At 53.3% G+C, this 285-nt stretch carries 1 protein-coding gene; it reads right to left on the bottom strand.

Translation table 11 applies throughout. The features are described from left to right. Positions 1–225, bottom strand: a 225-nt coding sequence (locus KVT32_RS29815) for a replication protein RepA (RefSeq protein WP_254637082.1), incomplete at its 3' end; no start/stop codon positions are given. Between the last annotated feature and the right edge of the window lie 60 nt (positions 226–285).

The following is a 285-nucleotide window of genomic DNA, read 5'->3' as shown; positions in this document are numbered from 1 at the left end:
ATATACGTCCATCGCCAGGGCAGAGCCTTTCAAGGTCATCAAGGCGCGCATATCGAGCGGCACGGCATGATCTATCAAGGTCGAAAAATACTCGTCTGAAAAAGCGATTGAAGCCGGCCAAAACGACCGCTGCTCATCAGTGTTGTTCAACCAGGCTTCAAACCGTTTGATGGGCTTGCCTTCATAGGTGTGCGCCTTTCCGTTGGCGTTGAAACCCAACGTCATGCGTCACGCCGACAATGCCTGCACTTGTTTGCGGAACGTGGCAAAGGAACTGTTGCGCCC

This window comes from Achromobacter sp. GbtcB20 (genome assembly GCF_019091095.1).
Taxonomy (GTDB): domain Bacteria; phylum Pseudomonadota; class Gammaproteobacteria; order Burkholderiales; family Burkholderiaceae_B; genus Achromobacter; species Achromobacter mucicolens.
The sequence above is the reverse complement of the archived record's forward strand: the minus strand, read 5'-3'. Positions and strand labels throughout refer to the sequence as shown.